Source organism: Clostridioides sp. GD02367 (assembly GCF_045900275.1).
GTDB classification, from domain to species: Bacteria; Bacillota; Clostridia; order Peptostreptococcales; family Peptostreptococcaceae; genus Clostridioides; species Clostridioides difficile_A.
The window spans coordinates 1-22227 of sequence record NZ_JBJODK010000015.1; the positions used below are offsets into that span (position 1 = coordinate 1).

A 22227-nucleotide genomic window follows, 5' to 3' on the forward strand; every position below is an offset into this window, starting at 1 on the left:
AACCAATTTTTTCTACTTTCGTAACTTTCACACTTAGGTTTATTTCAGCCTTATGTTTTAGTTTGGTTAGCTTTAGGGGTTTCCAGCAATTCAGGTAGTATTGGATAGGTTCTATCCTATCTCTACATATAAGTTTCCCTATATGCTGACTATTTTAGCTATTAACTCACGACTAAAGTTACAAGTGTGCGTAGCTATTTTTTAATCAATTAGATTTCCTGCTTTAATATATTTTTTGTTCATTTTAAAGTGCTCCCCCTTTTTAAGTATAATGTATTATTTATTTATTATTTTTAATATTCTAATAATTAATTTTACCACTATACTCATCCTATTTCAAATCTAAGTGAATTAAATACAAGTTAAATGATGATGTACAATATAAAAAAATATTAAAAAGCTCCTTTATATTAAATTTAAAAATAAGACGAAATAATCAAAGATTATCCCATCTTATTTCTATTTAATATATAGCAAATATATATCAATCTAAAGAAATGCAATTAATAATATCATCTAATTTGCAACAAAAAATAACTTATCGTGTATATTTACATCTCCATTTATTAGCTCAGCTTCATATAATGTCTTTTTAAGTTTCTTATCGAATACCTGAAATTTTACTGGTTTCGTTCCAATTACATCAAAAACCTCTTTACTTCCCTTTCTTCCTCCTGATAGAGTATCTTTTATGCTTGAAATAGAATATATCTTATCATCTAATAACTTAACTTTCCTAATTCCAGATGATGTATCACTATAATCTACTTTAAAATCAAGTATCTCATAATCCTCTAGCTTAATATCATTTGAGTTGATATCATAAACAAGATTGATTACAAAATTACTCCTATCTGTAGCTATAAGATTTAACTTATTGTTCTTAACAATATAATCTAACTTCGTTTTGCTTAATAAACCCATTTCTTTTGAATTGGCATTTTTTTCTTGATTTAGATTATCCATAAATTTATTACTAATATTAAAAGTATCATCTTCTATATCATATATAATAAGGTTAGAATAATTATCATGCCCTTCAATATCTCCGTTTGTACTCTTATTACTTACCATTTCCAAATAGATTTTGCTTCCTATAGAAAATTTAATTTCATGTATATTTTGTTTATAGTTATTATGTAAGTTTAAATCAAATCTATTTAATAATTTATAAGACTTATCTTTTATATCTATCTTTAATATGCAAATATTATTGACTTTAGAGCCTGAAAGATTAGTTTCACTAACTACCATATATAAGTTTCCTTTATATATTTTATTAAACACAGTTTGCCAACTATTTTTTTTAAAATCAGATTGTTTTAAACTAATATCAAAACTTTCTTCTACACCATTTTTTAAATTTTTATTTGAAATCTTTATACAATCATTTAAATTATTATTCTCTTGTCCCAAAGTAGGCTTAATATAGGTATATGCTTCTCCTATATTTAAATCATCTTTATATACAAATTCATATCCTTTATTATTAATAAAATCACTGTATTTTTTATCGATATTCAAATAATCATTTCCAATTCTTGATTTAGGACTTGTATCATTTTTTATTCCATTCTTACTTACAATTACCTCTTCATAAGAAAATTTATTTATATTAGGTGTATATACTAAACTTACTTTTCCTATATCTTTTATATTACCATTTAAAGTATTTACAGATAGTTTGTCCTTATTAAAATAACTCAATATTGAAGTCATTATAATCATCAATAAACACACTATTATAAGACATATTGTATATTTTCCTATATTTTTTTCTTTCATAATACACCCCCTAAAAATCAATCTTCTGTTTCAAAAGTTTATTGGATATAAAACTACATATAAATATGTTTATACTTGAATACAGGATAATAAATATATTACTATATTCATAAGGTATAACAAATTCCACAGAGATTATAAATACTAAAATCTCCAAAACTAAAAACATGAAACTTATTAAAGTTCTTAGTTTATAAATAGATTTATTTATAAGAATTGATGTAAACACTACAGACACAAATCCTATCAGTAAAAATATATACTCCACAAATAGTATTTTAAAACTATATGGAAGTAACATTTTTAACTTATATATTGTATCTTGCACAAAACCGTAGCTTGCAATATTTCCAAGCATATAATTAGGTAATAATTTATTTAAAACAAATAAAATTATTGTAAATATTATTGTGTAACTATACACTAGAAATAATATATTTAATAACTTAGATGTATAAATATTAATTCTATTTTTGGGAAGCATTATAAGTGTATATATAGATTTACTTTTACCATCAAAATCCCTATACCAAATAAAAAAAGCATAGCAAATACATGCAATTATACCAAACATAAACCATGCTTCTGTAGAACTCATTATATTTCTAAAGCTTGAGAAACCTGTAAAATTTATTGTTTCTATTGTATTTCCTACTTTCGTTAATTGCTCATCTTTAACTGCATTTTCTATTATATAATTATAGTCATTTAAATTCTTTACTATATTTAAAATTACAAAAGAACAGCAACAAATAATTATAAGTATATAATTTTTTATATTTCTTTTTAATTCAAATTCGAATAATTTCATTAAATCTTTCATTAATTCACCTACTTTATTTCAAATTCTAAATTACTATTTGAAGTGTTAAACTGTAATTTTCCTTCGTATACTATTTCCTTAGAGTTTTTATTTATTATATACAACATAAATTTATCATCCCAAGGTAACACAGGGTCTAGTTTTGATGTATATACAATGATTTTATTTGAGTCAATTTCAACATTTTTAATACCTCTTTTTTCTTTGTCCTCTAAAACATACTTATCTTCATCCATGCTGTTATCAAGCACATTATAGGTAAATAAACTTAACTTTGTGCCTGGACTGTCATCATAATCATTTGACATTACCATATATAATTTATTATCTTTTAGACTTGCTTTTACTAAATTATTCATTCTATCATCAGTTTTTAATTCTATTATTTTATCTTTATTTTCTTCAACATTATACTCAAGTAAATGCTCAAGTAAAGTAATTTCAGAGTTACTATTACCATCCATATCTGCCTTTAATACTTCTATTAAAATATACATTTTATCTTGTCCTTTACTAGCATAACCTACACGAATAGTATCAACATCTGAGTATTTTTCAAAAAAATAATTACTTAAATTTATACTTTTTACCGTCTGTATTTTTTTATTTTTTGGGTTAATTTTTATTATATCTATGGTGCTTAAGCCTTTTTTATTGATTTCTGACGAATCGCCTATCGCACCATAAAATACAGACACATATAAGTCTTTTTTATATCTTTTTGATGATAGTACCTTTGTATAATAATCATCAGTACTTTTATCTACCTTATATTTTGTTCTTTTAAAATTATTCATATCTAATTTTTCATATTCAATGTCTTTATCACTTCCTTCAGATGCAAATACTCCTTTATCCAAATCTTCTTTTTTCTCATCTATAACAAAATTTATATCTTTTGAATTATCATTCATTTCAAAACCAACATGAGTAATTAAATCGGAACCACTAGATACATCAATTAAATTATTTATATTCTCACTCTCTTTTTGTGGTTTTACTAATTCAGTCTTTTTAATTTTATTACCTCCATTTATTGTATAATATGAATTTATATATCCATTAAAATCATATCCAAACTTTATGTTTATATAGTCTAATTCATCTGGGTCACCTTTTATAGTTTTTATCTTCAAATTGTCTTCATTATTTAATAAACCTATACTAAAATATATTACTAAGGTCAAAAATATAATAAGTATAGGTGCTTTAGATTTTAATTTCATACCGCCCCTCCTAAAGAGATACTTTCTTTTTAATTAGTAAATAAGATATTCCATTTAGAATAAACATTATAATTAAAAAACTTAGCACACCAGCTACTAAAGTATTAAATTGTGTTCCAATGAACACATAATATTTCCTAAATAAATTGATTATATTTATATATACTGTTGAAAAATATAGACCTATTAGAACTACAAAAGTAACTAAAAGCACATAAAACTTATTTATATAAGAAAATATAAATAATATGCAACAATTTACAAGAGAAATGGCTATAAGTAATAAAAATACATAAATCACCATGAAAGATATAAAATCAACAGGTATACTCCTCAAAGTTGAATAATATAAATCTTGCGCAAAAGGCACCTTTATTATTGGCACATTTTTAAAGATAAAATTAAATATACACTTACATACAAACAATGTCGCTATCTGACTTATCAAAAAACCATATATCATTGTTATCAAAGCAATTGACTTAGATATGCAAATCTTAAACTTATTCTGAGGTAGCATCATAAGAGTGTAAATACTTTGATTTTTGGAAAAAAACTCTCTTTTCCACATAAAAACATAGTATACAAACATTCCCAACATCCCAAAGAGTAGAATATGTTGGATAAATCTAATATTACTAAGTATCCCTATTCCATAAAATATACCACCAAAATTCTCTACTGCTAAGTTTAGAATAAATTTAGAATTCTTAAGTTTATTCATTTCATATAAATTTAAACTAAGCGTAATTAATGAAAAAAATGATATATAAGCTATGTAAAATTTATTACTTCTTCTTAAATCTACATTTATTAGATATAGAAGTTTATTCATTCTTATATACCTCCCTCATCTTATCTAATATAGATTTACCTTCTATTTCTCTTAATTCCTCTGCATTAAATGAAGTTATAACATTACCTTCATCAAGAATTACAACCTCATCAACTAAACTTTCTATTTCTACTATTTCATGAGTAGTAATGATAATAGCCTGATTTTCCTCCATATATTGTGCTATTACTCCTATAAATTCTTCCCTCTTAAATAAATCAATTCCTGTAAATGGTTCATCAAGTAGTATATATTCTGGGTCTTGGCAAAATCCAAGAATTAATTTTACTCTTGCAATATTTCCTTTTGATAAATTATCTATTATTTCATCTTCATCTAATTTGAATATGTTCATCATTTCTTTTGACTTCTCTTTATTCCATTTTGGATAAAAAATCTCCATAAATTCAAAGGTTTCTTTTATTGTCGTATTACTAAAGTGAGATTCTACATCTGGAACAAATGCTAATTTATTATATATCTTTTCATTTATTTTTTCTCCATCTATACGAATCTCTCCACTATCAATATTTATAAGACCTGCTATTGCTTTTAACATTGTTGATTTACCAACACCATTTATCCCAAGTAATGCAGTTATTTTACCTTTTTCTATATTGAAACTTACATTCTTTAAAGCATCTATCTTTCTTATTTTAAGACCTTGCATCCTTTTATATGTTTTACTGACATTTTTTACTTCTATCATAATTAGTACCCTCCATATTTAATATGCTTGTACAATAAATTTTTTTAATTAAGTTTTATAATTGTTAAAAGACTAGTATTCTTCTTCTATTATCTTTAAAACTTCCTCTTTAGTAACCTTTATTGCTTTCATATTTTCTATAAAAATAGATAAAGATTCATTTATCAACTCTAATTTTAAGTTTTTTAGTATATCTTCATCAACTGTTACACTACTTTGATAGTTTTTAAAAGTATTTATTATATTCATATCACCCATCTCCTTATATGCTCTTTGAACAGTATTTAGATTTACTTTTAGATTAAGTGCCATTTCTCTTCTCGATGGTATCGTCTCTCCTGGTCTCAAAGCTCCAATTACTATTTGTCTTTTTATATATTTTATTATCTGCAAATAAATGGGTGTTGTATTATCTAGTTCAAAATTCATGCTTCCTCCTATTCTAGTGTATTAATACGTTAGTACACTTGCTTTAAAAAAATACACCTTTAGCTCGTATTTTATTTAATATTCTATTAAGTGTATTATACGATTAATACACTTAGTTTGTAAACACCTTTTTATAATTTACATTTTATTTTAATTTATTAAGACATTAAAAGTAAAGCTTGAATTATAACTTTACAAAATGGAGCATCAAATGAGAGGATATATATTTTATGTTATGTTAGACTTGAAAACAAGTGAATGAGATAAGATTATATGTTATCAATCATTTAAAAGTTTTATATGTATTAACAATTAAAAATCTAATAAGAATATTGGTATATATTAGGAGGTAAACAAATGAGTTATAAAATTGAAATTAAAAATATTGAACCAGTCACAGTAGCTACTATGCGTTATAATGGCCCTATGACTGAAGCAACAAAATACTTTCCAAATGTATTTAAATCTATAAAAGGAAAATCTAATGGAGCTCCTTTCTTTTGCTACTATAATGTTGACCAAAAAACTGGTATTGGAGAAATGGAACTATGTGTTCCGACTTCAGAAACTCCAAATCGTATTGGTGTAACCATAAAAGAATTTCCTAAAACAAAAGCTTTGTTTTTTACTCACATAGGAGCCTATAGTAATTTGCCAAAAACGTATGAAATGATATTTAAATATATTCATGAAAATAATATAGAAATACAAACTCCTTGGAGAGAAGTATTCATTAAAGGACCAGGTATGCTGATAAAAGGAAATCCAGATAAATATATTACAGAAATCATATTTCCACTTAAAGAGGAGGAATAACATATGCTAGCGATTAAAATAGACAATTTAGTAAAAGAGTATAAAAATGGTGTAAAAGCTTTAAATGGTCTAAGTTTTAATGTAAATGCTGGAGAGATTTTTTCTTTACTTGGTCCTAATGGAGCTGGTAAATCTTCTCTTATCAACATTTTGACCACCTTTTATAAACCTACATCTGGAAATGTAACAGTCTTTGGAAAAGATTTAGTAGATAATCCTTCTTGGATACGTACTCAAATTGCTTGTGTAGCACAACAAGTCTCTATTGATGAACACCTGTCTCTTATGGAAAATATGGTATTTCAAAGCAAGATGTATAAAGTAGAACCACAAATTGCAAAACAAAGAATAGAATCTTTAATTGATAAATTTGAGTTATCTAACTACTTAAAATATCCCACTTCATCATATTCTGGTGGAGTAAAGCGTAGATTAGATATAGCTATGAATATGGTATCATCTCCTAAGATTCTATTTCTGGATGAACCAACTGTTGGTATGGATGTAGACTCAAGAAAAGCTATGTGGGATATGTTATTAAAAATTAGAGATGAATATGGCACAACTATATTTCTAACTACTCATTATCTTGAAGAAGCTGAACAATTGAGTGATAGCATTTGTATTATGAAAAATGGAAAAGATTTGGCACATGGAACGCCATCCAGTTTACGTAGTTACATTAGACAAAATATACTGCGTATAGTTTTTCATGATATAAAAGATATAAAAAAATATAAAGATGAAATTAAAAATACTGGATTGGTCAAGTTTATGAGTATAAGAGAAAATTCTATTTTTATAAGTGTACAGGATAGTAGAGTTGCTTTTACTTCAATAAATAAGTGGCTTTTAGAACATGACATAAAATTTGATGCAATAGAAATTGTAGAACCAAGTCTTGAAGATGTTTTTTTAGCATTAACAAGTTCTAAAAAAGGCTTAAAGGAGGAATGGAAATGTTAAATATCTTATGGCGTAGTATGAAATGGCGTTTTAAAAATCCAATATCATTTATAGTTACTATATTACAACCTTTTCTTTGGCTTGTACTTTATAGCTCTATTGCAAATCAAACTATGAATAATATGAATATTAGTAATTATACCGCTTTTATACTACCAGGTATTATTATACTAGTTGTATTTTCCTCATGTAGTAGTGGTGGTATCATCAACTTCATAATGAAGAACAGTGGAAGTTTCTATAGGGTTTTGATTGCACCGATTAGTAGATATTCAATTGTTTTTGGTCAATTACTAGAAGCTATCTTAGTTTCTTTCTTAGAAGTGACTATTTTATGTGTAGTAAGTATATTCTTCTCAGTAAAGATAGAATCTGGTATTGGAGGAATTATGCTTATGATAGTACTAATATTTATGACTGCATTTTTTTTATCAAGTCTAGCATATTCTATAAGTCTATTGTTACCAAATGAAATAATTTATGAAACAATTATGACTGCAATTGTACTTCCTATTTTCTTTTTAAGCTCAGCTCTTTTCCCTATAGAAAACTTATCTGGAGGATTAAAAATAGCCGTTATGCTCAATCCATTTACTCATGTTATTAATGCTTTACGTAGTTTAATATTTGGTCAGAATATTCTTATTGGAGATATATTACCTGTTATTCTACTATTCTTAATATTATGCTGTGCAAGTTTCTCACTTGCTATGTGGAGGCTAAAAAAGGAAATGGTAAGTTAATTTACTAATCTATAATAAAAAGTGAACTCTATTATATAGAGTTCACTTTAGATGCTTTATTTTAATATTTCTAAAACTGAATTTAACACAGCGTGTCCATTACAAGTTCCATAGTTCACCATATCTATTACAGATACTGGAGCTCTATCTCCTACTATAGATTTTACATCATCAAATATAAATCTAAGCTGTGGTCCAAGAAGTAAAATATCAAAATTATCAAGTTCTGATTTTATATTTCCCTCTCCAATTGCCCATATTCTACAATCTATATTTCTTTTTTTTGCATCTTTCTCCATTTTATTTACCAATAGAGTAGAAGACATACCTCCAACACATACTAACAATATCCTAATCATTCATAACTCCTTTTAATCAAATCTACATATATCTTGATTAAAAAGTATATGTAGAAAAGTTTATCATTTATAACTTTTTAAATTTCACTCTTAAATTATATCAAATTTTTCCATTTTTTACACTATTAGAACTAATTTTATATTTTTAATGTCCATTTTTCCACTTCTTTAGATATATCCTTAGCCTTTAATATTGCAGAGATTATAGCATATCCATCACTGTCTAAGCTCTTAAGTTTATCTACATTGTCTAGTTTTATGCCTCCAATTAGTACAAATGGTATATCTACCTTTTCTTTAATTTCTTTGACAGTTTCAAATGAAGCTGATTTTGCATCCAATTTAGTAGATGTTGTAAATATAGACCCTATACCTAAATAATCCGCTCCATCATTTTTTGCACATATAGCTTCTTCTAAAGTTCTTGCTGATACTCCTAGTATCTTATCATCTCCTATAAGCTTTCTAACTTCTCTCGCATCAATATCACTTTGACCTACATGTACTCCATCTGCATCACAGATAAGTGCTATGTCAACTCTGTCATTTATTATAAACTTAACTCCATATCTTTTAGTTATTTCTCTAAGTTTCATAGCTTTTTTTAAAAACTCTCTCCCAGGAGTATTTTTTTCTCTAAGTTGTACGGTTGTGATTCCAGAAGCTATTGCATCTTCGATACACTTATAGAAATCTCTACCTTCAAGCATTTCAGAATCAGTTACTAAATATAATTTTAAGTCTTTTTTTAAGTTTTCTTTATCTATCATTTTAAGTCTCCTCTTAAAGCCTTATTCGTTTAAAAATTCAATATTAGAATTTTTGCTTAAAGTATCTATATTCATTTTATAAATAGTGTTCATAAGATTTTCTTTAAATGTTCCTATTGGTGGATTGTCTAAATTTGCCAACTCTCCACTTAAAGACATCGTAAGAACACCCATTGTAGCTGCTTCTAATGTATTCTCAGTAACAGCCATAAAACTCGCAATTAAACTAGCAGTCATACATCCCGTTCCTGTAATGCCTTTTAATTTATCAGTTCCATTGTTTATTTTATATGTACATTTACCATTTGTTATTATATCTATTTTTCCAGTTGCTACTACGATACATTCAAGTTTTTCAGAAACTTTTCTTATTATATCAGTGGAGTCTTCTTCTTCATCAAATGAATCTACACCTTTTCCCCTTACATCAAAACCACCTATAAACTTTATTTCTGCCATATTACCCTTAACTACATTAAATTTGACTTCATTCAAGAGTTTGCTTGTAAGTTCTGCCCTAGCTTTACTTGCAAATACTCCAACTGGGTCTAATATAACAGGTTTATTGTACTTATTTGCCGCTTTTCCTGCTAATAAAAATAAATCTAACATATTTGAATTCATTGTTCCTATATTTATTACTACAGAGTTCGCTATACTCACCATTTCTTCTACTTCTTCATATGAAAAACTCATAAGAGGACTTGCTCCTATGGCTAAGGTTACATTAGCACAATCATTTATGGTTACATTATTAGTGTAATGAATTACCAGTGGATTTGATTCTTTTACATCTTCAATTAAATTATACATAGTCTACCTCCAACAATTTTTTATTATTCAAATTTATAAAAATGATGCACTGGCCCTACTCCATGACCTATATCAAAACTATTTTTTATTGCCTCTGTTATATAGATTTTGCCTAAATTTACTGCTTCTGTTATTTCATAACCTAAAGCTAAATAAGAGGTTATTGCAGAAGATAATGTACATCCTGTTCCATGTGTATTTTTTTTATCAATTCTTTCACTTTTATAAACTTTAAACATATTTTTACCAACTAAAATATCAACTGCTTCTCCATCTAAATGTCCTCCTTTCATAAGGACAAACTTAGGACCAAGCTTTAGTATTTCTTTTCCTACTCTATTCATATCATCTATATTATTTATTTTTATTCCTGTGATTTCTTCTGCCTCTGGGATGTTTGGTGTAATTATGTATGCAAGTGGCATCAAGTATTTAATTAAATTTTCTTTTGCTTCTGGCTTTAATAAATAATATCCACTTTTAGATATCATTACTGGGTCTACTACCAAATATTTTGGATTGTATTTCTTTATATTTTCAACTATTTCAAGTATAATCTCAGGACTTGAAACCATTCCTATTTTTACAGCTTTTGGAGGTATATCTTCAAATACTGCCTCTATCTGTTTTTTTATTATGTCCTTACTTAAATCTTCTACTGCAAGAACCCCTTGAGTGTTTTGTGCTGTTATAGCTGTTATTACACTCATACCATAAGTACCAATTGCACTAAAAGTCTTCAAATCAGCTTGAATTCCAGCTCCTCCAGATGAATCTGACCCAGCTATTGTAAGTGTTGGTATTTTATAATTACTCATTTATTCCCTCCTAAAGTTTAATTTAAATAACTTAATTAAAAAAGCTATACCTACAATAGGTATAGCTTAGAAATCGCATATATAGTAAATAATATACACTTAAGTTTTATACTAAGCTTTCCTACGCTGGTATTATCCAGATCAGGTGTAAGGGTCGGTATACCTCTCAGCTCTTGGCTCCCCTAGCTACTTTAATTTATTATATTTATAACTTCATTATAGTACAATAGTATTTATTGTCAAGTTTTTACATAATATACACTTATTATAATATTAATGTTTACATTAATTGTTCTATTTCTTTTCCAACAAGATAAGCATCTTTATTATTAATTGAATCTATAAACGTTTCTGGATTTTTTATTATATATAATTTTTTATTTCTAGTTAATTTCTTTATATAACATTCCAATTTCATTGCATTACTTTTCGTGTTGGTTACAAAATAAACTTCTAGTTTTTTAAATCCTTTTGCTCTTGTATATTTTGAATTAATTCCCGACTTATGTTCATTCATTCTTCTGATTATATTACTGGTATATCCAGTATATAGAGAGTCATCTTTACATCTTATAATATATGTAAAATACATTTCAAATCACATCCTTATTAAATATATAAACATTATATTATAAAATTGATGAAATGGCATGTATTTTGCATATGCAATCTTCTTAGGACTAATTTTATCTAATACATGTGTATAAAATCTATTCTATATAAGTCTAACGCTAAATTTTGACATAATAATAACGTATTTATTTTTGTAACAAAAAATTCACAAATTATAAAAAATAAAATTTTCAAAAAAATTATAATTTTCAAAAAAATAAATTGACACATATAAAAAAATTATGATACCCTAATAAAAAGGGGGCAATGATTATGGAAAACAATTTAATTATAGCTAAAAGCAATAATACTAAATTAACTCAAAAGGAATTAATTAAAGTTAATCTACAGATAGGTGTAGATTTTACACTTTTGTCAAAATCACTTAAAGCCTTTTACAAAAAAGAAAAAGATTTTTATTGCATTGCTCTTGCGCCATGCAATGTATCTAATGAAAAAGCAAATAGAAAAATAAGTATCTCTGATATGATAAAAGAAATTAACACTTTAATCGAAAGTATAACTGATAAAAATGAACTTTTAAGTGAAGAACTCTTCAGCAAAAATTTATCAGAATTTTATGACGAATCTTTAGATGACATTTATATAGAATTAAAACAAGCATATTTATACATTAAAAAGAATACAGATGTTCTTAGTATAGAAGACTGTATTGAATATGTATTTGATGTTGATATAAGTAATGAGACAAAACTAAAAGAAAATCCTTTGATTGATTTTAATTCACTTTCTTTAGTATTTTGGAGTGGTGAAACAAAAAATATTTTACATCAAATGAATATTTTAGATTTAGAAAATATCCACTCTTATACTATAGAAAACAGTACAAACATAACTATATATGAAAATGATACTCTTCAATCTGAATTTGGTGAAAAAGATGAAGATATAAAAGAAAATAACCTAGGTATAATTGAACAAATGCTTATACTTCCAAACGATTTAGACTATGATAAAGATGAAGTCGAAAATATGAAAAATAGGCTTGCAAATATAAATATTAAGTATTTGCAAACACTTAAAGAAAAGGATATAAAAATAAAATTGATAAATTCAAACTTAACTGATGAGCCAGAATTTAAAGATTTAAAACATCAATTACCACCATGCTGGGTAAGATCAGGTAAAACTTGGAAAGATGTGCCTGGTATATATAGAAACAATTCTATAGTAGTTAAAATAGGCTACAGTAATCCTAGTTATGCAAATGTACATTCAGCTAAAAATTTAGAATTACATGAGACTGCACATGCTATAGATAAAAATGTTTTAAACAAAAAATCGAGTTCAGAGGAATTTATGGAAATATTTGCTCAAGAAAGATATAAACTTTACGACCCAAAACAAGTTGCACATGCCTACATTAGTAAGTTTATAGAAGAATTTTTTGCAGAATCATTTGTACACTACTATCTCGATGATGTTTCAAGAAATACTTTAAAAGAAAATTGTCCTTTAACATATGATTTTCTTGAACAGCTTGAATTAGAATATTAAATACTCTAACTTCCAATAATACATTTAACTATATTCTCTTTATCAATAATAACACAATGATACAATTTATATTTTTAATAAAGTGCTATCATTAAAAGATTCTTATTATTTATGTTATAATATTTATGGTGGCTATGTTTTAAAATAGTTTATGTGACTCATAATTTAAATAAATAATAGAAAAAGGATGAAGAGCTATGAAGTTGAATAGAAATGATAGTTGTTGGTGTGGAAGTACTAAAAAATATAAAAAATGCCATATGGATATGGATAATAAAATAGATTCATTTGCAAGGTTAGGTCATATTGTGCCAACCCATGACATTATAAAAAATCCAACGCAAATTGAAGAAATAAAAAAAAGTGCAGTAATAAATACAAAAATTTTAGATTATATTTCAGATAAAATTGAAATTGGAATGTCTACAGAAGATATAAATAAATTAGTCCATGACTTTACACTACAAAATGGAGCTATCCCTGCTCCTTTAGACTATAATGGATTTCCTAAGAGTGTATGTACATCTATAAACAATGAAGTTTGTCATGGTATTCCTAGTAAAGATATTATTTTAAAAGATGGAGATATTATCAATGTAGATGTTTCTACTATTTTTAATGGATACTACTCAGATGCTTCAAGAATGTTTATGATAGGAAATGTTAAAGAAAATGCAAGAAAATTAGTAGAGGTCACTAAAGAATGTGTTCAAAAAGGTCTTGAGGCTACTAAACCCTGGGGATTCTTGGGTGATATAGGTGATGCTATTAACTCCTATGCTCAAGAAAATGGATACTCTGTTGTCAGAGAAATTGGTGGCCATGGAGTTGGATTAAGCTTCCATGAAGACCCATTTGTAAGTTATGTATCTAAAAAAGGAACTGAAATGTTATTAGTTCCTGGAATGATATTTACAATAGAGCCAATGGTAAATGAGGGTACTCATGAAATTTTTGTTGATGAAGAAAATAATTGGACTATCTATACAGAAGATGGTAAATTATCTGCTCAATGGGAATGTATGATTTTAATTACAGAAACAGGATTTGAAATTTTAACCCAATAAAAGAAAAATGCCTATAAAAATCGAAAATTCAATTTTTATAGGCATTTATTTTATTAATGCACATCTATTGCATCAACTGGACAGCTTTCTCTAGCTTCTTTTGCTGATTCTTCAGCATCACTTGGTATTTCATCAACTATAACATGTGATTTACCATCATCATTCATATCAAATACTTCTGGACATATTGATGGACATAATCCACAACCTATACAAGTATCTTGATTAACATCTGCTTTCATAATAAAATCCTCCTAAACGCTACAAATTTAAAATCTTATTTGTCAAAGATTTATGAACCAAAACTTTAACATTTAGTTCTTTTTTATTATGTCCTCAGATTTGAAAAAAATACCTTTTAAAATAATTTTCATAAAATTTATTTTATAGTCATATCAAATCTATATATAATACACATTATCTAACTCATCATACTCATAGGACACTTCTTTTTTATTCTTTTTTACAGGTTCTAAATTTCTTATTTTTACTATTTTTGCAGGTATTCCAACAACGGTTGCTCCATTAGGTACATCCTTGACAACAACTGAATTTGCGCCAATTTTTGAATTAGAACCAACATTTAAAGGTCCTAGTATTTTTGTTCCAGCTCCAATCAATACATCATCACCAACAGTTGGATGTCTCTTTCCAGTATCCTTTCCTGTGCCTCCTAAAGTAGCTCCTTGATATATTGTTACTCTGTTACCTACTTCTGCTGTTTCTCCAATTACAACACCCATTCCATGGTCTATTAATATACCTTCTCCCATTTTAGCTCCAGGATGTATTTCTATACCAGTCATAAATCTGGATATCTGAGATATTAATCTTGCTGTAAAAAGCATCTTTTTCTTATAAAGAGCATGAGCCATCCTATGCATTATCATTGCATGTACTGATGGATAAAGTAAAAAGACTTCTACTTTAGATCTAGCTGCTGGGTCATTTTTCATTATATATTCAATATCTTTATTTATTTTCTTAAACAAAGTATTCACTCCCTAAAATAAAATTTTTAAAATAGTCCCATGGACATATACTTATCTACTCCATCTGGAGCTACTGTTACTATCTTTTTATCTGGATATTTTTTCGCCATTTCCATAGCACCAAATATATTAGCTCCAGAAGATATACCTACCAGAATTCCCTCTTTTGCTGCAAGTAATTTAACTGTGTCAAATGCATCTTCATCATCTACTAATATTACTTCATCAACTACACTGGAATCATAATTTTCAGGAACAAAATTAGCTCCTATTCCTTGTATTTTATGAGGTCCAGTTTTGTTTTCTGATATAGCTGGAGATTTTTTTGGTTCAAGCGCGATTATTTTTATATTTGGATTTTGCTCCTTTAAATATCTCGCAGTTCCTATTAAAGTACCCCCAGTTCCAACTCCACATACAAATATATCTAAATATTTAACATCATTCATAATTTCAACTGCTGTTGTTTTATAATGTGCGTTTGGATTATCTTTATTTTCAAATTGCTTTAAACTCTTATAGTTTGGATTTTCTCTTAAAAGCTCATTTGCTTTTTCTATGGAACCTGCCATACCAGCTTTTCCATCTGTAAGTACCAAGTTTGCTCCATAAGCCTTCATCAAATCTCGTCTCTCAACACTCATAGTCTCAGGCATTACTATTACTACTTCATATCCTTTTAATTTTCCTATCATAGATAATGCAATACCAGTATTTCCACTAGTTGCTTCTACTAATACATCTCCTTTTTTTAATTCTCCTCTTTTCTCTAATCCTTCTAGCATTTCATACACTGCTCTATCTTTTATACTTCCTGCTGGATTTACTTTTTCTAATTTTACATATATGTTAGAACACCCGTTAGTACATCCTAAATTGTTCAACCTTACTACAGGTGTGTTTCCTATCAACTCTAATGCGTTATTATATAACATACTACTTCCTCCTATATGTCTAAATCTATTATCAAATTGATAACGATAAATATATTATAGTATTATCATTTTGATAATGCAACCTTTTTTTGGATTTTATACTTACAATCGTTTTATTCCAAATATTAGTAATGTTCAAACAAAAAAAGTGAAAATCATTATCGATTTTCACCTTTTAAATATAAAGCTTTAAACTAAGCCATACGCAGTACTTTGCTATAGAACCTCTACAAAATACTATATAAGACCTAATATCTTTGCAATCTCTACATTAACCTTTAACACATTTACCCTATCTTCACCTAATACTCCAAAAAGTTTTTTAGAAGTATTATCATCTACAATTTTTTGTAATTTACTCTCTGATATTCCTGATGCTTTTGCTACAGCAGGTATCTGAACTTTTGCAGAAGCTGGACTTACATTAGGGTCAAGTCCTGAACCTGATGCTGTAAGCAAGTCTGTTGGTATATCCTCTTTTTTAATAGTTGGATTATCCTTTAAAAATTTTTCTATATCTTTTTGTACTCTATCATGAAGTTCTGGATTTGTTGCTCCATAGTTAAAAGAACCTGATGAAACACCTCCATAAGATGTATTTCCATCTTTATCTGGTATTAAATCTTCTTTTGTATAAGTATTATAGTTTATTGATGATACTCTTCCCTTAAAGAACCTTGCATCTGTAAAGTTTTGACCAATAAGTTCTGAACCTACTTTTACACCATTTACTTCTATCATACTTCCATTAGCTTTATCTCTAAATGCAACTTGACTTACACCTGTTAAAGCAAGTGGATATACAAGTCCACAAACAACTAACAATACAAGACTTACAAGCAATGCTGGTTTTAATGTTTTCATTTTTATATCCTCCATTTATTAACCTAAATTAAGAACCATTACTAAAGGTGTAATTAATAAATCAATTAATTTTATTCCTAAAAATGGTACTATAACCCCACCAAGACCAAATATAATCATGTTTCTCATTAACATAGCTTGTGACTTCATAGGTCTATATTTTACACCTTTCATTGCAAGAGGTATTAAACAAGGGATTATTATAGCATTAAATATTAAAGCTGATAATATCGCACTAAATGATGTAGAAAGTTTCATTATATTTAATATCTCCATCTGAGGTATCGCAAGAGTAAATATAGCTGGTATAATTGCAAAATATTTTGCAACATCATTTGCTATACTAAAAGTTGTCAAAGCTCCACGAGTTATCAAAAGTTGTTTTCCTATTTCAACAACTTCTAATATCTTAGTTGGGTCTGAATCTAAATCTACCATATTTGCTGCTTCTTTTGCAGATGTTGTACCACTGTTCATAGCAAGACCTACATCCGCCTGAGCAAGTGCAGGAGCATCATTTGTTCCATCACCTGTCATAGCTACTATTTTACCTTCTAATTGTTCTTTCTTTATAGCATCTATTTTATCTTCTGGTTTACATTCTGCAATAAATCCATCTACTCCAGCTTCTCTTGCAATTGTAGCTGCTGTCAAGGGATTATCCCCTGTGCACATTATTGTCTTTATTCCTATCTCACGAAGTCTAGCAAACCTTTCTACAAGCCCTGATTTTACAGTATCCTTTAAGTAGATAATCCCATATATCTCATTATCCACACACACTACTAAAGGTGTTCCTCCTAATTTAGCCACTCTGTTTACATTTTCTTCTAAATCTTCTGGTACTACCCCACCAGATTCTTTTACTCGTTTTATTATACTATCATAAGCACCTTTTCTTATAGCTCTACCATCAGCTAAATTAATTCCACTCATTCTAGTCTGTGCAGAAAACTCTATGAATTCAGCTTCAGCTGCCTCTTTTGTTTTACCTGTTGAACCTAATTTCACACCTAAATCAACTATAGACTTTCCTTCTGGTGTATCATCTTTTAATGAACACATAACAGAATAATTTATTAAATCTTTTGAATCTGCATTTCCAACTACTATAAATTCTGACGCAAGTCTATTTCCATAAGTAATGGTACCTGTCTTATCTAAAATCATAGTATCAACATCACCACAAGCTTCTACTGCTTTTCCTGACATTGCAATTACATTGAATCTAGTTACTCTATCCATACCTGCAATACCAATGGCTGACAATAGGCCCCCTATAGTAGTTGGTATTAAGCAAACCAAAAGTGCTACCATAGTAGAAATTGGAATCTTTACACCTGCATAATTTGCCATTGGATAAAGAGAGATTAAAACAACCATAAATATAAGTGTTAACCCTACTAACAAGGTATTTAAGGCAATCTCATTTGGTGTTTTTTGTCTTGAAGCACCTTCCACAAGAGCTATCATTTTATCTAAGAACGATTCTCCTGGTTTTGTTGTTATTTTTATTTTTAACCAGTCACTTACAACTGTAGTACCTCCTGTAACAGAAGCAAAATCTCCACCAGATTCCCTCATAACAGGTGCGGATTCTCCAGTTATTGCTGATTCATCCACAGAAGCTATTCCTTCTATAACTTCTCCATCATTTGGAATAACTTCTCCTGCATTTACCAAAACAATATCGCCAAGTTTTAATTCACTTGCACTTATCATTTTTTCATTTCCTAGCTTATCGAAAACCCTTGCTACTGTGTCTTTTCTAGTTTTCTTCAATGTATCTGCTTGGGCTTTTCCTCTACCTTCAGCTACAGCTTCAGCAAAATTCGCAAAAAGAACTGTTATAAATAATATTATTGTTACAATCCCATTATATGCTCTTAAATTATTACCTTCATCACCAAACAAGCTAGGTATTATTGTAAGTATCAATGTTACTATAAATCCAATCTCTACAACAAACATAACTGGATTTTTCATCATATATTTAGGATTTAACTTTTTAAAAGCTTCTATAATGGAAGTTTTGAATATATCTTTTGTAATAAACTTTGTTTTTTTAGTTTCCATAAAACTTTACTCCCTCCCAATTTTTTAGTGCCATAACACTAGATGCTCTGAAATAGGTCCAAGCGCTAAGGCTGGGAAAAATGTTAAAGCACCAACAATTAAAACAACCAGTACTAAAATTATTGTAAATGTGAAATTATCTGTTCTAAGTGTTCCTATACTTTCACTTACAGCTTTTTTAGATGCCAATAAACTTGATATCGCAAGTAGTATTATAATAGATACATATCTTCCAAAGAACATAACTATGCCTGTTGTTATATTCCAAAACATAGTATTATCTCCTAGACCTTCAAATCCTGAACCATTATTAGCTGCTGAAGATGCAAATTCATATAATACTTGTGATAATCCATGGAATCCAGGATTTGAAATTCCTTCAAGCCCTGCTGGTACTGCAACTGAAAGACCAGAAAACATAAGTATCAAAAGTGGATGTAGTATAATAAGTAAAGCAATAAGCTTCATTTCTTTTCCTTCTATTTTCTTAGTCAAAAATTCTGGAGTTCTTCCTACCATCAATCCACATAAAAATACTGCTATTATAGCGTACATCAACATATTCATAAGACCTACACCTTTACCACCAAACACGACATTTAACATCATATTCAAAAGTGGTACTAAACCTCCTAAAGGAGTTAAGGTATCATGCATATTATTAACTGTACCTGTTGTAAACGAAGTAGTTACTGTTGTAAATAATGCAGACTGTGCTATACCAAATCTAACTTCCTTACCTTCCATACTTCCCATACTTTGACTAAGTCCTAATTGTGATAAAATAGGATTTCCTGCACTCTCTGCTTTAAAACAAACTACTAGACCTATTAAAAATATGATTGACATTGCACCAAACACAACCCAACCTTGTTTTTTATTCTTTATCATATGCCCAAATGCAACAACACAAGCTCCTGGTAATATCATCATAGACAACATTTCCACTATATTTGATATAATAGTTGGATTTTCAAATGGGTGTGATGAATTTGAACCAAAGAATCCACCACCATTTGTTCCTAAATGTTTGATTGATTCAAGAGCTGCTACAGGCCCTCTAGCTATATCTTGAAGCTTTCCTTCTATAGTAGTCACTGTTTCTGTTCCAGCAAAAGTTTGTGGTACTCCTTGTGTAACTAATATAATTCCAACAATTAAAGCTCCTGGTAAAAGTACTCTTGTTGTTATTCTAATTAAATCTACATAAAAATTTCCCAATGTTTTCTTTTTGCCAACCAAACCTCTTACAAATGCCATAGCTGCTGAATATCCTGTTGCTGCTGATGTAAACATCATGTATATTATCACTGTCATCTGACTAAAATATGAAAGACCTGATTCACCTGAATAATGTTGAAGGTTTGTATTTGTCATAAAACTTATTATTGTATTAAATGATAAACCTTGTTCCATACCTTTAATTCCACTTGGATTAAAGATGTGCATACTTTGAGTTCTAAGTATGATATATCCTATAAATACCATAGCTGCATTTGTAAATACTAAAGCTAAGGCATACTGTTTCCAGTTCATTTCTTTTTTCTTATCTATACTACATACCTTATATATACAATTGTCTACTTTATCAAATAGTCTATCTCCAAATGTTTTTTGATTAGTAGCTATATGGTATAAATACTTGCCCATAGGTATTACTAAAATCATAAAAATCGCTAACACTATTACTATCTGCACCATAAAAATTGTTCCCCCCAATTCAGCTTACTTATTAGCCTTATACTGTTTAAAATTTTTCAGGATTAATAAGCGCATACACCAAATATATTATTAACATTATAATTACAACTGCCAGAAACCACATAGGTAATCCCTCCATACATTACATTATTTTTTTTCTGTTTGTTTCCCACACCAGTCAGCAAGCAACTTCATGGAAATAAATCCTATGAGTAACAATGCTATCATAACTATATCCAACATTTTAACTCCTCCATTTACTTTAATTTCTTTTACAAATTTTAGTTTTGTATTGCTACTTCATTTATCTTATCATTTTAGGTATAAAGATAGGATTAAGAAACATCTGTTACTGATTAGTATTTCATAAATATAAAATTGAGTTTTTAAAATATGCATCTAGCAACCGTATTCCTAGCAATTTCAATACAATTTCTTATCCTAAATTTATAAAAATCTCGATTAAGAAATACCTACTACAAATATATAAACGCAAAAAAAGATGGCAAATTTGCCATCTTTAATAAAAGCTAATGTTATTTAATTTATATTAACATTCTGGAACTATGTCATTACTTATATCCATATCTAAACTTTTGCCATGATAATAAATAAAATCAATTACTTTACCACTAATTGTAACAGCAATCAAAGAATAAAATATATCAAATGCTGATAGATAAAATAATGATAACAACAATACAATAACATCTGTTGCTAAATAAACTTGCCCTATGTTCAAAGATGTAGTCTTAGAAATTACTAATGCTAAAGCATCGTCTCCTCCTGATGCACAACCTGCTTTTACTACTATCCCTACACCAGTTCCAACAGTTACACCTGCCAAAACAGTTGATAAAAGCATATTTTGTGATTGTGGTACCAGAGGTCCTATAGCTTCAAATAAATCATATAACACTGAAAAAGTTATAGAAGCTACTATTGAATATATAAGGAATTTTTTACCGAAAAATTTATATCCTACTAAAAGTAGTAAACCATCTATTACAACATTTGCTATTGCTGGCTGTATATTGAATAAATTTTTTAGCAGTAGTAAAATACCTAACACTCCACCTTCTGTTATGTTGTTTAAATAATAAAAATTGTAAACTCCAAATGCCAATATTGCTGAACCTAAAAATATAAGTCCAATCCTTTCTAAAAATAACCGCCTGGCCATACATATCCCTTCCTTTTTCTTAATTTATATATATTATATACAAAAGAAATGGCTTTGTATACCGCACTTTTCGAATCTTTAATTATACAAAATTTTTATGTTTTTTTCAACAATTTTTTTATGTTTTTTTATGTTTTTTTCAACCCATCTATATAACACAGTCATTCCAACACCTCAGACGTTTTCC

At 28.0% G+C, this 22227-nt stretch carries 24 protein-coding genes and 1 riboswitch; of the genes, 5 read left to right on the forward strand and 19 right to left on the reverse strand.

Annotated features, from left to right (window positions below; genetic code table 11):
* Positions 1 to 516 precede the first annotated feature (516 nt).
* From Q3223_RS16405 to Q3223_RS16430, 6 genes are all read right to left on the reverse strand, one after another.
* Complete coding sequence (locus tag Q3223_RS16405; protein WP_407812212.1) at positions 517 to 1785, reverse strand: hypothetical protein; 1269 nt, start codon at positions 1783 to 1785, stop codon at positions 517 to 519.
* Between the two features lie 10 nt (positions 1786 to 1795).
* Complete coding sequence (locus Q3223_RS16410) at positions 1796 to 2608, reverse strand: hypothetical protein (protein ID WP_219673482.1); 813 nt, start codon at positions 2606 to 2608, stop codon at positions 1796 to 1798.
* Between the two features lie 8 nt (positions 2609 to 2616).
* On the reverse strand, positions 2617 to 3834 hold the full coding sequence (locus Q3223_RS16415; protein ID WP_407812213.1) for a hypothetical protein: 1218 nt from the start codon (positions 3832 to 3834) through the stop codon (positions 2617 to 2619).
* Between the two features lie 10 nt (positions 3835 to 3844).
* Positions 3845 to 4669: a hypothetical protein gene (locus Q3223_RS16420; protein ID WP_054270093.1), complete on the reverse strand. Its 825-nt coding sequence runs from the start codon at positions 4667 to 4669 to the stop codon at positions 3845 to 3847.
* Entirely contained in the window at positions 4662 to 5378 is a 717-nt protein-coding gene (locus tag Q3223_RS16425) for an ABC transporter ATP-binding protein (RefSeq protein WP_054270092.1), read from the reverse strand. The genes Q3223_RS16420 and Q3223_RS16425 overlap by 8 nt, the downstream gene beginning before the upstream one ends.
* Positions 5379 to 5450: 72 nt before the next feature.
* Positions 5451 to 5807 (reverse strand): GntR family transcriptional regulator, encoded by a 357-nt coding sequence (locus Q3223_RS16430; protein WP_054270091.1) that lies wholly within the window; start codon positions 5805 to 5807, stop codon positions 5451 to 5453.
* Between the two features lie 357 nt (positions 5808 to 6164).
* Between Q3223_RS16430 and Q3223_RS16435 the strand changes: the two genes are divergently transcribed.
* The 3 genes from Q3223_RS16435 to Q3223_RS16445 are packed head-to-tail and all read left to right on the forward strand — an operon-like array spanning position 6165 to position 8332.
* Positions 6165 to 6623, forward strand: a complete 459-nt coding sequence (locus tag Q3223_RS16435) for a GyrI-like domain-containing protein (protein ID WP_054270090.1) — start codon at positions 6165 to 6167, stop codon at positions 6621 to 6623.
* A 3-nt stretch (positions 6624 to 6626) separates the two neighbouring features.
* The gene (locus Q3223_RS16440) at positions 6627 to 7589 is read left to right on the forward strand and encodes an ABC transporter ATP-binding protein (protein WP_074179041.1); all 963 of its coding nucleotides are present in this window, start codon (positions 6627 to 6629) and stop codon (positions 7587 to 7589) included.
* Positions 7583 to 8332: an ABC transporter permease gene (locus Q3223_RS16445; protein ID WP_207644665.1), complete on the forward strand. Its 750-nt coding sequence runs from the start codon at positions 7583 to 7585 to the stop codon at positions 8330 to 8332. Before Q3223_RS16440 ends, Q3223_RS16445 begins: the two co-directional genes overlap by 7 nt.
* Positions 8333 to 8388: 56 nt before the next feature.
* Here the strand turns inward: Q3223_RS16445 and Q3223_RS16450 are convergent, their stop codons facing one another.
* The 5 genes from Q3223_RS16450 to Q3223_RS16470 form a co-directional block, all read right to left on the reverse strand.
* A complete protein-coding gene (locus Q3223_RS16450; RefSeq protein ID WP_407812214.1) occupies positions 8389 to 8691 on the reverse strand; it encodes a PTS sugar transporter subunit IIB in 303 nt (100 codons plus the stop codon).
* Between the two features lie 137 nt (positions 8692 to 8828).
* Positions 8829 to 9461, reverse strand: a complete 633-nt coding sequence (thiE, locus tag Q3223_RS16455) for a thiamine phosphate synthase (RefSeq protein ID WP_407812215.1) — start codon at positions 9459 to 9461, stop codon at positions 8829 to 8831.
* A gap of 21 nt (positions 9462 to 9482) precedes the next feature.
* Complete coding sequence (gene thiM, locus Q3223_RS16460) at positions 9483 to 10274, reverse strand: hydroxyethylthiazole kinase (protein WP_407812216.1); 792 nt, start codon at positions 10272 to 10274, stop codon at positions 9483 to 9485.
* Positions 10275 to 10297: 23 nt separating this feature from the next.
* On the reverse strand, positions 10298 to 11092 hold the full coding sequence (gene thiD / locus Q3223_RS16465; protein ID WP_054270084.1) for a bifunctional hydroxymethylpyrimidine kinase/phosphomethylpyrimidine kinase: 795 nt from the start codon (positions 11090 to 11092) through the stop codon (positions 10298 to 10300).
* 101 nt (positions 11093 to 11193) lie between these two features.
* Positions 11194 to 11286, reverse strand: a riboswitch (TPP riboswitch).
* An 86-nt stretch (positions 11287 to 11372) separates the two neighbouring features.
* The gene (locus Q3223_RS16470) at positions 11373 to 11684 is read right to left on the reverse strand and encodes a GIY-YIG nuclease family protein (protein WP_074179037.1); all 312 of its coding nucleotides are present in this window, start codon (positions 11682 to 11684) and stop codon (positions 11373 to 11375) included.
* 293 nt (positions 11685 to 11977) lie between these two features.
* Between Q3223_RS16470 and Q3223_RS16475 the strand changes: the two genes are divergently transcribed.
* Entirely contained in the window at positions 11978 to 13222 is a 1245-nt protein-coding gene (locus tag Q3223_RS16475; protein WP_407812217.1) for an anthrax toxin lethal factor-related metalloendopeptidase, read from the forward strand.
* 197 nt (positions 13223 to 13419) lie between these two features.
* Positions 13420 to 14289, forward strand: coding sequence for a methionyl aminopeptidase (locus tag Q3223_RS16480; RefSeq protein WP_054270081.1), 870 nt, complete (start codon positions 13420 to 13422; stop codon positions 14287 to 14289).
* Positions 14290 to 14342: 53 nt separating this feature from the next.
* Here Q3223_RS16480 and Q3223_RS16485 read toward each other — a convergent pair whose 3' ends face one another.
* The 8 genes from Q3223_RS16485 to Q3223_RS16520 all read right to left on the reverse strand — a co-directional run bounded on the left by Q3223_RS16485 (position 14343) and on the right by Q3223_RS16520 (position 22040).
* Positions 14343 to 14531 (reverse strand): ferredoxin, encoded by a 189-nt coding sequence (locus tag Q3223_RS16485; RefSeq protein ID WP_021384372.1) that lies wholly within the window; start codon positions 14529 to 14531, stop codon positions 14343 to 14345.
* A 159-nt stretch (positions 14532 to 14690) separates the two neighbouring features.
* Positions 14691 to 15281, reverse strand: coding sequence for a serine O-acetyltransferase EpsC (gene epsC / locus Q3223_RS16490; RefSeq protein WP_074179035.1), 591 nt, complete (start codon positions 15279 to 15281; stop codon positions 14691 to 14693).
* A gap of 26 nt (positions 15282 to 15307) precedes the next feature.
* Positions 15308 to 16216 (reverse strand): cysteine synthase A, encoded by a 909-nt coding sequence (cysK, locus tag Q3223_RS16495; RefSeq protein WP_407812218.1) that lies wholly within the window; start codon positions 16214 to 16216, stop codon positions 15308 to 15310.
* 237 nt (positions 16217 to 16453) lie between these two features.
* Complete coding sequence (locus Q3223_RS16500; RefSeq protein WP_054276552.1) at positions 16454 to 17080, reverse strand: K(+)-transporting ATPase subunit C; 627 nt, start codon at positions 17078 to 17080, stop codon at positions 16454 to 16456.
* A gap of 18 nt (positions 17081 to 17098) precedes the next feature.
* Complete coding sequence (gene kdpB / locus Q3223_RS16505; protein ID WP_407812219.1) at positions 17099 to 19156, reverse strand: potassium-transporting ATPase subunit KdpB; 2058 nt, start codon at positions 19154 to 19156, stop codon at positions 17099 to 17101.
* Between the two features lie 24 nt (positions 19157 to 19180).
* A complete protein-coding gene (gene kdpA / locus Q3223_RS16510; RefSeq protein ID WP_054270077.1) occupies positions 19181 to 20857 on the reverse strand; it encodes a potassium-transporting ATPase subunit KdpA in 1677 nt (558 codons plus the stop codon).
* Between the two features lie 46 nt (positions 20858 to 20903).
* Positions 20904 to 20996: a K(+)-transporting ATPase subunit F gene (gene kdpF, locus Q3223_RS16515; RefSeq protein WP_071585680.1), complete on the reverse strand. Its 93-nt coding sequence runs from the start codon at positions 20994 to 20996 to the stop codon at positions 20904 to 20906.
* Between the two features lie 411 nt (positions 20997 to 21407).
* Positions 21408 to 22040 carry a YitT family protein gene (locus Q3223_RS16520; protein ID WP_021384339.1) on the reverse strand — a complete coding sequence of 211 codons (633 nt, stop codon included), beginning with the start codon at positions 22038 to 22040 and terminating at the stop codon, positions 21408 to 21410.
* Between the last annotated feature and the right edge of the window lie 187 nt (positions 22041 to 22227).

What these genes read in the sequence shown, in the direction of transcription:
- Q3223_RS16450 (WP_407812214.1), bottom strand. Translation starts at nt 8,691, where the DNA reads ATGATTAGGATATTGTTAGTATGTGTTGGAGGTATGTCTTCTACTCTA.
- Q3223_RS16420 (WP_054270093.1), bottom strand. Translation starts at nt 4,669, where the DNA reads ATGAATAAACTTCTATATCTAATAAATGTAGATTTAAGAAGAAGTAAT.
- Q3223_RS16480 (WP_054270081.1), top strand. Translation starts at nt 13,420, where the DNA reads ATGAAGTTGAATAGAAATGATAGTTGTTGGTGTGGAAGTACTAAAAAA.
- kdpB (WP_407812219.1), bottom strand. Translation starts at nt 19,156, where the DNA reads ATGGAAACTAAAAAAACAAAGTTTATTACAAAAGATATATTCAAAACT.
- Q3223_RS16470 (WP_074179037.1), bottom strand. Translation starts at nt 11,684, where the DNA reads ATGTATTTTACATATATTATAAGATGTAAAGATGACTCTCTATATACT.
- Q3223_RS16430 (WP_054270091.1), bottom strand. Translation starts at nt 5,807, where the DNA reads ATGAATTTTGAACTAGATAATACAACACCCATTTATTTGCAGATAATA.
- Q3223_RS16410 (WP_219673482.1), bottom strand. Translation starts at nt 2,608, where the DNA reads ATGAAAGATTTAATGAAATTATTCGAATTTGAATTAAAAAGAAATATA.
- kdpF (WP_071585680.1), bottom strand. Translation starts at nt 20,996, where the DNA reads ATGGAGGGATTACCTATGTGGTTTCTGGCAGTTGTAATTATAATGTTA.
- cysK (WP_407812218.1), bottom strand. Translation starts at nt 16,216, where the DNA reads ATGTTATATAATAACGCATTAGAGTTGATAGGAAACACACCTGTAGTA.
- Q3223_RS16520 (WP_021384339.1), bottom strand. Translation starts at nt 22,040, where the DNA reads ATGGCCAGGCGGTTATTTTTAGAAAGGATTGGACTTATATTTTTAGGT.
- thiM (WP_407812216.1), bottom strand. Translation starts at nt 10,274, where the DNA reads ATGTATAATTTAATTGAAGATGTAAAAGAATCAAATCCACTGGTAATT.
- Q3223_RS16435 (WP_054270090.1), top strand. Translation starts at nt 6,165, where the DNA reads ATGAGTTATAAAATTGAAATTAAAAATATTGAACCAGTCACAGTAGCT.
- Q3223_RS16440 (WP_074179041.1), top strand. Translation starts at nt 6,627, where the DNA reads ATGCTAGCGATTAAAATAGACAATTTAGTAAAAGAGTATAAAAATGGT.
- Q3223_RS16475 (WP_407812217.1), top strand. Translation starts at nt 11,978, where the DNA reads ATGGAAAACAATTTAATTATAGCTAAAAGCAATAATACTAAATTAACT.
- kdpA (WP_054270077.1), bottom strand. Translation starts at nt 20,857, where the DNA reads ATGGTGCAGATAGTAATAGTGTTAGCGATTTTTATGATTTTAGTAATA.
- Q3223_RS16425 (WP_054270092.1), bottom strand. Translation starts at nt 5,378, where the DNA reads ATGATAGAAGTAAAAAATGTCAGTAAAACATATAAAAGGATGCAAGGT.
- Q3223_RS16415 (WP_407812213.1), bottom strand. Translation starts at nt 3,834, where the DNA reads ATGAAATTAAAATCTAAAGCACCTATACTTATTATATTTTTGACCTTA.
- thiD (WP_054270084.1), bottom strand. Translation starts at nt 11,092, where the DNA reads ATGAGTAATTATAAAATACCAACACTTACAATAGCTGGGTCAGATTCA.
- Q3223_RS16405 (WP_407812212.1), bottom strand. Translation starts at nt 1,785, where the DNA reads ATGAAAGAAAAAAATATAGGAAAATATACAATATGTCTTATAATAGTG.
- thiE (WP_407812215.1), bottom strand. Translation starts at nt 9,461, where the DNA reads ATGATAGATAAAGAAAACTTAAAAAAAGACTTAAAATTATATTTAGTA.
- Q3223_RS16500 (WP_054276552.1), bottom strand. Translation starts at nt 17,080, where the DNA reads ATGAAAACATTAAAACCAGCATTGCTTGTAAGTCTTGTATTGTTAGTT.
- Q3223_RS16445 (WP_207644665.1), top strand. Translation starts at nt 7,583, where the DNA reads ATGTTAAATATCTTATGGCGTAGTATGAAATGGCGTTTTAAAAATCCA.
- Q3223_RS16485 (WP_021384372.1), bottom strand. Translation starts at nt 14,531, where the DNA reads ATGAAAGCAGATGTTAATCAAGATACTTGTATAGGTTGTGGATTATGT.